Raw genomic sequence first — 3,131 nt, forward strand, 5'->3', positions numbered from 1 at the left:
ACATGTTGATGATCATGTGGCATAACTACTTGCTTCACTGTATCTGTCTTTATATTTTCGCCATTAATAATCACAGGAATATCGACTACAATTTCAGATTGACGTTGTAATTCTGCTTTTATTGTTTCCCGTTCTTTTGTACCTGGAGCATAAGTATTGCCAGGTTCATTTGCAGGTGTTGGGATTTTGAAAATTCCGTTACCCATTCTTTTACGTTCCTTCCTTTTAATGAAATAAAAAATTATACAAGTATATTAATAGAACGAATGACTGGGTTAATTTTTTTTGCTGACTCTTCCAGCTATAAACGCACCTGCACCAATTCCCAATAGGGTGTTGGTTCTCTTATTAAACACTTGTTTAAACACAAGATTTAAATTCTGCGGACGCTCAGCCAGGCGGCGCATGAAATAGCCGTACCAATCCTTCCCGAATGGCACATAGGTACAGAAGTTAAACCCTTCTTTGGCAAGCTCCAGTTGTAAGTCCTTCCTGAATCCATAAAGCATCTGAAATTCATATTTATCCTTTGGAATTTGATGTTTCTTGGCAAACGCTTTTACATGATTAATAACCTGATGATCATGGGTGGCAATAGACGTAAACTTTCCGTTCAGCAAGTGGTATTCGATGAGCCGGATATAGTTCTGGTCAATTTCCCTTTTATCCTGATACGCTAAGTTTTCAGGTTCTTTATAGGCCCCTTTTACAATTCGTAACCGGTAGTCCTTGTATCTTTTGATATTTTCCTCAGATTCATAGAAGTAAGCCTGAATGACCGTCCCAATATTATCATAGTCCACGGATAGTTCATCAATGATGTCAAAGGATGGTTTAAGATGGCCATAATCCTCCATATCAAAGTTGATAAAGATGTTATACTCATGGGCCAGCGCTACAATCTCCCTTAGATTATCAACGCAAAACGTGTATTCAATATCCAAGCCAAGCTGGGTAGGCTTTAGAGAAATATGAGCATCTAAGTTATTTTCATGTATAGCTTTAATTACCGCTAGGATTTGTTCCTTTGCCTCTAGTGCCTCTTCTTTCTGAAAAACAAATTCACCCAAATTGTCAATGGTGGCGGAAATCCCATGAGCATTCAAAGCCTTGACACTTTCAACCATTTCCTTAATGTTTGTACCGGCAACAACCGACTGTGCCCCCATTTTCAAGCCCCAGCGTTTAGCTCCGCTGTTTAAAGCTTTATTTTGCGAAAGGTAGATAAAAAAGTCTCTAGTTAGTCCCATTGTGTGATCCTCCAATTTTCCGATTGTCATCAAACATGCTATTTCAACAAAAAGTCCGTTTTTGTTTGTACCTATTTATAATGCAAGTATCATGCCAATGCAGAATCCCCTCAAAAAAACTGCATCTTCTAAAAGTTATGTACAATTATCTTGTACAAAAGTGTAAACTAAGTGTAAAGAGATAAACACTTTTGTAAACTATTAAATAATGTATAAGGTGATGGTATGTTAAAAGAAAAAGTCTCACTAAACTCTCTCTCCATTCCGTTCGAGCAGGATAAAGTCAGTGATGAAGTCAGTGATGAAGTGAAAAGAATTCCTGCCCATACTTTACTTTCCGAACTTGATCTAGGGTCTCTTGCGCTCAACCAGGATATTGTGTTAATCGATGAGGCTGGGAATCCAGCAGGTATCATACCTATTGCCATTTTAATAAGAACGATTTTTCAAGAATGGAAGAATCTCACGAAGGTATATCAAACCTTCCTCCGTACCGTTGATGACGCCATTACCGTCGTGGACGCCGCTGGAAAAGTCATTGCCTGGAATCCTAAGGCTGAGGAATTGTATGAAACCTCTGCCGAAAAAATCATTGGCGCCCAAATCACCGAATTTTTTAAAAAGGAATCAGTGGTATTAATGTCCACGTTAAATGAAGGCAAAGGAGTCTTCCAACAATACAACCAGCCCAAGGAAGGCGTTCACGTACTCATCAATACACTCCCGATCATGGCAGAGGAAAAAGTGATTGGCGGCATTTCTGTCGAACGTAACATTACCGAAATAGTAAGGCTGAATGATGAATTAATCACAACCACTGCCTATATTCAGGACCTCGAAAGTAAAATCGAGCCGAAAGAAATCGAGGATGCTTTTCATAAAATTAAAGGAAGAAGCCGGGCAATAAATGATGCGATTACGCTGGCTAAAAAAGTGGCGCAAACCGATGCGACTGTGATGATTACAGGGGAAAGCGGGGTCGGAAAAGAACTGTTTGCCCAGGGCATTCATAAAGCGAGTGCCCGTTCCGATGGGCCTTTTGTGGCGATCAACTGCGGCGCCATCCCCGCAGCACTGTTTGAAAGCGAATTATTTGGCTATGAGAAAGGGGCATTTACGGGAGCGGTCAAGGAAGGCAAACGAGGAAAAATTGACACGGCCAAAAACGGCACCTTGTTCCTGGACGAAATCGGAGAGCTGCCGCTGGAACTTCAAGTAAAACTGTTGCGCGTTCTCCAAGAAAAACAATATTACCGGGTTGGCGGCACCCAGCCGATTCCCGTCGACGTCCGGATTATCTCTGCCACCAACCGGGATTTGGAAATCCTAATCAAGGATGGAATGTTTCGCGAGGATTTATACTATCGCCTCAATGTCGTGACGATTCCAATTCCGCCGCTCCGTGAGCGAATAGAAGATTTGCCTGAACTCGTCCAATTATTTTTAAAAGAGTCTGCCTATAAATATAGAAAGCCAATCCCTGACATCGCCCCAGAGGTGATGGTAACCTTCATGCATTCTCCTTGGAGAGGCAATATCCGCCAGCTGAAAAATACGATTGAAAGACTGGTAATCCTGGCAGATGATAATCGCATCACATCAGCCCAGCTGCCAAATGACCTTATCATGCGGAATTATCAAACGCCACTCCAAGAAAGGGACAACGTTCCCGCAGATGATCGGTCAAAGTTAATCCAAGCCCTGAAAAAAACCTATGGAAACAAAATGGCCGCTGCCAAATTGCTAGGAATTTCCCGCGTGACACTTTATAACAAACTGAAAAAATATGGTCTGCAAGAATCATACAAATAATCGAGTAGGAGGGGGTGACTAACCCCCGACCTCTCACACCACCGTACGTACCGTTCGGTATACGGCGGT

General features: G+C 41.8%; 3 protein-coding genes. 1 reads left to right on the forward strand and 2 read right to left on the reverse strand.

What is annotated here, in order from left to right:
• Together KHB02_RS29450 and KHB02_RS29455 are read right to left on the reverse strand one after the other, a co-directional pair.
• Nucleotides 1-206, reverse strand: a 206-nt coding sequence (locus KHB02_RS29450) for a hypothetical protein (RefSeq protein ID WP_241114202.1), incomplete at its 3' end; no start/stop codon positions are given.
• Between the two features lie 69 nt (nucleotides 207-275).
• Nucleotides 276-1,250, reverse strand: coding sequence for a proline dehydrogenase family protein (locus KHB02_RS29455; RefSeq protein WP_213143796.1), 975 nt, complete (start codon nucleotides 1,248-1,250; stop codon nucleotides 276-278).
• A gap of 225 nt (nucleotides 1,251-1,475) precedes the next feature.
• Between KHB02_RS29455 and KHB02_RS29460 the strand changes: the two genes are divergently transcribed.
• Nucleotides 1,476-3,062 (forward strand): sigma-54 interaction domain-containing protein, encoded by a 1,587-nt coding sequence (locus KHB02_RS29460; protein ID WP_213143795.1) that lies wholly within the window; start codon nucleotides 1,476-1,478, stop codon nucleotides 3,060-3,062.
• The last annotated feature ends 69 nt before the right edge of the window (nucleotides 3,063-3,131 follow it).

It is taken from the genome of Neobacillus citreus (assembly GCF_018343545.2).
Taxonomy (GTDB): Bacteria; Bacillota; Bacilli; order Bacillales; family Cytobacillaceae; genus Neobacillus; species Neobacillus citreus.

Excerpts from the sequence above, each read along its gene's own strand:
- KHB02_RS29455 (WP_213143796.1), bottom strand. The coding sequence starts at position 1,250 with ATGGGACTAACTAGAGACTTTTTTATCTACCTTTCGCAAAATAAAGCT.
- KHB02_RS29460 (WP_213143795.1), top strand. The coding sequence starts at position 1,476 with ATGTTAAAAGAAAAAGTCTCACTAAACTCTCTCTCCATTCCGTTCGAG.